The sequence below is a fragment of the Paraglaciecola hydrolytica genome (assembly GCF_001565895.1).
In the GTDB taxonomy this organism is placed as follows: domain Bacteria; phylum Pseudomonadota; class Gammaproteobacteria; order Enterobacterales; family Alteromonadaceae; genus Paraglaciecola; species Paraglaciecola hydrolytica.
The window spans coordinates 595,135-601,134 of record NZ_LSNE01000003.1 but is presented as its reverse complement, the minus strand read 5'-3'; the positions used below and the strand labels follow the sequence as shown (position 1 = coordinate 601,134).

Annotated in this window: 6 protein-coding genes; 5 read left to right on the top strand and 1 reads right to left on the bottom strand. The window is 42.5% G+C overall.

The features are described 5' to 3' along the window. The 5 genes from AX660_RS05185 to rluF form a co-directional block, all read left to right on the top strand. The coding region (locus AX660_RS05185) for an alanine:cation symporter family protein (RefSeq protein ID WP_201027405.1) at window positions 1-947 on the top strand (947 nt) is incomplete at its 5' end. A 98-nt stretch (window positions 948-1,045) separates the two neighbouring features. Next, a complete protein-coding gene (locus AX660_RS05180; protein ID WP_068373504.1) occupies window positions 1,046-1,372 on the top strand; it encodes a zinc ribbon domain-containing protein in 327 nt (108 codons plus the stop codon). Window positions 1,373-1,385: 13 nt separating this feature from the next. Next, a complete protein-coding gene (locus tag AX660_RS05175; RefSeq protein WP_068373501.1) occupies window positions 1,386-1,691 on the top strand; it encodes a YeaC family protein in 306 nt (101 codons plus the stop codon). After that, window positions 1,681-4,488, top strand: a complete 2,808-nt coding sequence (locus AX660_RS05170) for a DUF349 domain-containing protein (protein WP_068373498.1) — start codon at window positions 1,681-1,683, stop codon at window positions 4,486-4,488. The genes AX660_RS05175 and AX660_RS05170 overlap by 11 nt, the downstream gene beginning before the upstream one ends. 29 nt (window positions 4,489-4,517) lie before the next feature. Next, window positions 4,518-5,261, top strand: a complete 744-nt coding sequence (gene rluF, locus AX660_RS05165; protein WP_068373495.1) for a 23S rRNA pseudouridine(2604) synthase RluF — start codon at window positions 4,518-4,520, stop codon at window positions 5,259-5,261. 39 nt (window positions 5,262-5,300) lie between these two features. On the opposite strand, the gene AX660_RS05160 is transcribed toward rluF, so the two are convergent. Next, entirely contained in the window at window positions 5,301-5,867 is a 567-nt protein-coding gene (locus AX660_RS05160; RefSeq protein WP_068373492.1) for a hypothetical protein, read from the bottom strand. Between the last annotated feature and the right edge of the window lie 133 nt (window positions 5,868-6,000).

The window sequence follows — 6,000 nt, the reverse complement described above, 5'->3', positions numbered from 1 at the left end:
CGGTATTATCAGATGTATTTACCGGCTCGGCTGCCACTGGCGGATTTTTAGGCGCCACTATTGCTTATGCTTTCAACCGAGGGGTAAACCGTGGTTTGTTTTCTAACGAAGCAGGTCAGGGTTCAGCGCCTATCGCTCACGCGGCGGCTAAAACCGACGAGCCAGTTTCAGAAGGTATGGTGTCTATCCTTGAGCCTTTTATCGATACTATCATTATCTGTACTTTAACCGGTTTAGTGATTTTATCCTCTGGTGTATGGCAAGAAAAACACTTAAATACCTTTGATCGCTCAGATATGGACATCGTAGCCGGCGCCTACCTCGAATCAAGCGCTAGTGATAAACAGCAGCTTTATGCCTATTTAAATGGTTTAGATGAAAGCAAAGTTGAGGAATTCAACGGTGAGATTCAAGTGGTAAACGGCCAAGCAGTGAGCAGTGGTTTTACTATCATTAACGCCCGTTCACTGGCCGATGATGTAACCTTTACGGTAGGTGACCCAGACGACAAATATACTGGCACACTTAAAGTAGTAGATGGAAAACTGCTTAAAGATAATATTAATGTCACTGGTTATTCGTTGGTTCACTCAGCGAGTTTAACTGCACTGGCGTTTACTCGTGGTTTATTTGGTGAATCGGGTAAATACATTGTTTCCATCGGTTTGTTATTGTTTGCTTTTTCTACGGCTATCGCTTGGTCTTATTATGGTGATAGAGCCATGACCTATTTGTTAGGGCCGCGTTCAGTCATGCCTTATCGAGTGGTTTATGTAGCGGGTTTTGTTTGGGCTGCCGTTTCTGATACTACCTTAGTTTGGGCCTTGTCAGCAGTCGCGATAGTGGTCATGACCTTACCTAACTTGTTTGGTATCTTTTTACTCAGAAAAGAAATGAAAGATTCGGTCAAAGAGTATTGGGAAAGATTTGATAAAGAGCATAAATAAGCAAACCTAAATTCACTAAAAGCGCAGCATCGGTTGCGCTTATTTTTAAGATGTTTAGCCTCACACAAACAGTTTAATGAGGTTTTTGGAGTAGAATAATGGCGTTAATCGATTGCCCAGCGTGTGGCAAAAAAATCTCCGACAAGGCGGCGACTTGTCAATATTGTGACTTTGCTATTGGTACCGCTGATCCTGAAGATATTGCTCGCAAAAATTCACTAAAAATCTATCTAAAAAAGCAAAATATCCAAAATCAATCGATGTTGGCCATGTTGTTGTTTGTTGGTGGATTTGGTTTTATGTATTGGGGTGGTGTTACCCCCGAAGAGTTGCAATTTAAAGCGGCGTTTGGCGTGGCAGTTGTCGGTTTTGTCTGGTATATAGTCAATCGTATACGTTTGATATTTTTGAAAAAATCAAAGTGAGCCAAGCGCTAAGATGAAGCTTGAAATGCTATTGCAGAACATGTCTGCACCAGTCTACGAAAAACTGCGTGAAGCGGTAGAAACAGGTAAGTGGTTAGACGGTGCGCCGCTAACCGAGGCACAAAAATCCACGTGTTTACAAGCAGTAATGGTTTATCAGGCCAAAGTACTTAAGCCTGATCAGCACATGACTATTGGTGAAAACGGTGAAATTGTGCATAAAAGTCGTGACACTTTACAACGAGAGTTAAAACAAGAGTCAGCCCAACAATCTTTCGATAATCAAACAATAGCGCGGTTTAAACAGGATGATATTTAGTCGTTTTTTTCGTTCCAAACATCTCGACCCCAAACCTCAGGTACGTATTAAGGCCATTGCTCAGCTAGATAGAGATCTCAATGCTGAAAAGACCATACTGCATGAACTGGCTTTTAATGATCCAGATGTTAATGTCAGCTTGGCAGCCTTACATAGGCTAGACAGTTTTGCTTTGTGGTACAAAATGTCAACCACCGGCAAAGACGAAAGAGTAGTTAAAAAAGCTGTGCAAGTGGTTGAAAAGCAACTGTTTGATGAGGCAGACCAAAGTCTGAGCGAAAAAGAAAAACGCAATTTTATCAGCCAGTGTAAGGATCAGCGTTTATTAGAAAAACTGGTCATGTTGCCCTGGGTACAGCTTGATGCTGCCTTGACACAAAGTGTATTAAAAAAGCTGGCAAAACAGCAGATAAACGAAAAAATCATTCTGGAATCAACTAACGCTGAATTACAAATGGCTCTGTTAACTGGGCTTAACGATGAGCCAGCTAGCCATAAATTGATCAATAAATTACTCAAAAAGAGTGAGTCAGCGCTACTTAAACAACAGGCCAGCGACTTATTACAAAATTGGCAACAACAACAGCAACTGCCTATCACTGTCGAAAAAGACACTCGCATGTTGTTATCCCGTTTACTCGCCTTAAAAGACAGTAACGAGCTAGGTCATATTCAAACTCAGCAGCAACAACTTAGCAGCCAGTATCAGCTATTAGAGCAACAGTTTGCATGTTTGCCGGTGGCCAAACAACAAGAGTTTAGTGCTAAGTGGCTAGAGCTCAATAATAAAGTACAAAAATCCATTGATAGTTTGGCCCCTCAGTGGCAAGCCGAGCAGCAACACTTAGCCGTGCAACAGGAGCTTAATAAACTGTTGCAAGATAGCGAACAAGTCGTCTCGCACGTTGAGACACAGCTTAATAAACCCATGGCGGAACTAAATTTACCATCACTGGCTGATGAAGAGGTGTTATTGGCCGGGGCTTATGCCAACATCCAAAAGCAATTAACCAGTTTGGGTGAGGTTCACCGTAAAGAACGTCAGGGTTTGATTGTGATGGCAGAGCGCATTGCTAACTGCCAACAAACCTTGCTTAATTTACCTGCTTTTGGCCAATGTATGGAAGAGTGCCGCGGGTTAATCGAGCAACTGACTGCTTTGAGTTTGCCAAGTGACGTTAGCCAAATCGACGCTGCTGAGCAATATTTACGTGAAGTAAAAGCCCAGTGGCGCAATACCACCCAAGCATTTAGTCAAAATTTACCGACTGATATTCGTCAACCATGGCAGCAACTTATCACTGGTTGGCAAACCGCCTTAAAAGCACTAAACGGTCAAATCACACAAGACTTGAATCGTTGTCGTAACAAGTTACGTGCGATTGATGCGTTGATTGTGCAGGGACGTTTCCGTCTGGCAATGGACCTGTATACCAAAGTAACAGCTTGGTATGGCAATTTGCCGGAAAAACAACAAGGTTTGTTGGAAAAAAGCTACCAACAAGTTAAACAACAAATTGAAAACCTACAGGACTGGCAAGAATATATTGCCGCTCCACGTAAACCCGCATTATTAGCCGAAGCTGAAGCTTTAGTTGCCTCACCTTTAAGCGTAGAACAGCAAGCTACTGCGGTTAAAAACTTGCGTCAGCAATGGAGTAGTTTAGGGGTGATTGATAGCGAGTCGGATCGCGCTTTAAATCAAGCCTTTGATGAAACTATTGAAAAAGCCTTTGCACCGTGTCGCGCTCACTATGATGTGCAACAAAAACAACGTGAACAAAACCTAGTCGATAAACAAGCTATTTTGACTCAGCTAAATGAGCTAAACCAAGGTAGTGAGGCTGTGGGTGTGCTTGCTAAACAATTTCGTACTTTACAAGATCGATGGCGCAAAGTCGGTGAAGTGGAGTTTAAGTTGCGTAATGAGCTAAACGAGCAATACCTGAAAGCGATCGTACCCCTAAAACAAAAAATCAACGATTTTTATCAAGCCAACGCTGAGCAAAAAACCGCATTGTTGGTTAAAGCGCAAAAATGTCTGGAGTTAGATAGTTTGGATGCTGCCATTGAGCAGCTTAAAAAACTGCAAGTTCAGTGGAAAACCATCGAACATGCCGGTAAAAAAGCCGAGGCCGAATTGTGGCCTAAGTTTCGTCAGGTCAGTGACGATGTATTTGCCAAACGTCAGGAGCAGCAAGCACAGCTTAAACAAAGCCTGAACGAGCAAACAGACAAAGTAAAAGACTTACTTAAACAAATGAAACAGGCAATAGAACAAGCCCGAGATAAAGCTGGATTAGATACTGCAGCGGCCTTTAGAGCTGCCATTATGGAAGCTTATAACGAGCTTGCAGACAAAGAGCGCAGTACTTTTGCCAGACAATTATCCAGCCTTGAAGACTCGTTAAAAAGTCGTGAACTTAACCTTGAGTCGGCGCACAGCAAACAGCAATATGAACTGATATTCAGTACCTTAGAGCAATGGCAAGCTGCAGATAGTTTGCCTACTTCGGTAAACCATTTACCTAATGCTTGGCAGCAAGCGTTTCAAACACAAGCAACAGAGGATAATCGTCACGCATTGACGATCACTTTAGAAATTGTCAGCAATCAAGATTCACCTTCATCTGATACGCAGCAGCGCCAAACCATTCAAATGCGCTTGATGGCACAAAAACTCCAAGATGGTCATCTAGAATCTGCAGACGAGCTATTAAAACAATGGATAGCTTGTGGCCCACTGAAACCGGCAGAAATTGGCTTGTTAGCTCGTGTACAAGGTTTGTTTGCCTAAATGATGAATGTAACTAAGAGTACGGCTAAATGAATGCCCCTGAAGGTACAAGGCTTAATAAGTTTATCGGTGAATCTGGCTTTTGTTCACGCCGCGAAGCCGACAAACTAATCGAGCAGGGTAGGGTAACCATCAATGGACTCAGGCCTGAACTCGGCACTAAAGTACAAGTGGGTGACAAGGTTGAAGTAGACGGCAATCCTATCGCCGCCAGTGCCGAAAACAAATCTGATAGAGTGTATATTGCCTATAACAAACCGATTGGTATCACCTGTACTACCGAGCGTCATATTGAAGGCAATATCATTGATGCCATAGGTCACAACGAACGCATCTTCCCGATTGGGCGTTTAGATAAACCCTCTGAAGGCTTGATTTTATTAACCAGTGATGGCGACATAGTAAATAAAATCCTACGTGCCGAAAACGCTCACGACAAAGAATATGTGGTCGAAGTAAACAGACCTCTAACCGAGCATTTCATTAAAAAAATGGCCTCGGGCGTGCCGATCTTGAATACCGTGACCAAACCTTGTGTGGTGACTATGCAAAGTAAAATGGTGTTCAGAATGGTATTAACTCAGGGCTTAAACCGTCAAATCCGGCGCATGTGTGAATACCTCGATTACGAAGTTGTAAAACTTAAACGTACACGCATCATGTCTATCCGCTTGGCTGGTTTAAAATCCGGCCAATGGCGTGATTTAACCGAAGATGAAATGTTAGAAATTAATACTGCTGTGGCTGATTCTTCTAAAACAGCGTCTAACTAGAAACTAGAAACTAGAAACTAGAAACTAGAACGTCGACTCCTACAGATTTGGTGAAGTTGGTTCAACAAAACGCTGTTGCCATAGCAATTTAGCTTGGCTTAAATATTCATCATTAACGGCCTTGCCGTTGGCGAGTTCAGCGGCGATTTGTTGAATTAACTTGTTTCTGGCCATCACCAGTTGATCCGCTTTATCAAACAGATCTTGAGCTTCAGGATATTCAATTTTCAAAGGCTCAGTATCTTCAACTGCATAATATGCTTTTTCAAACTTATCATTAAACAAGCTGCGTTTAGCATGAAATACCACATATTTTTTAGCGGCAGCGGATTGCAAATACTCAATATCGTCTTGCGCTAGCTCGGCAGTTTTAGCGAGTTCAAGCGCCTTGTGTAACCAACTATTGATGGTCGCATCATCACTTTGCGCGACAGCTTGTTTAATGCCAGCAACCAAATCAGTGGCATGTAAAATTTGCTGACGAGATATAGCAGGAGTATTTATTGTCTGGGTTGGAACATCAGCCACAGAATCATCAGCCAGTTTACCAAACCACAACAAACTACCTGCTATCACTACTATGAACAATGCTAAAAAAACTTTCATTTAACCTCTTGTTAACTGCCTTACTGCAAAGGCGCAAAGCCTAACATATACCCTTCACCCTTGAAACTGCATCGTTGTTGGCTGCTATCACTTATCTTGATTTGTATGTACACCCAAATCATCCGAAACTCGC

Excerpts from the sequence above, each read along its gene's own strand:
- AX660_RS05180 (WP_068373504.1), top strand. The coding sequence starts at position 1,046 with ATGGCGTTAATCGATTGCCCAGCGTGTGGCAAAAAAATCTCCGACAAG.
- AX660_RS05175 (WP_068373501.1), top strand. The coding sequence starts at position 1,386 with ATGAAGCTTGAAATGCTATTGCAGAACATGTCTGCACCAGTCTACGAA.
- AX660_RS05170 (WP_068373498.1), top strand. The coding sequence starts at position 1,681 with ATGATATTTAGTCGTTTTTTTCGTTCCAAACATCTCGACCCCAAACCT.
- rluF (WP_068373495.1), top strand. The coding sequence starts at position 4,518 with ATGAATGCCCCTGAAGGTACAAGGCTTAATAAGTTTATCGGTGAATCT.
- AX660_RS05160 (WP_068373492.1), bottom strand. The coding sequence starts at position 5,867 with ATGAAAGTTTTTTTAGCATTGTTCATAGTAGTGATAGCAGGTAGTTTG.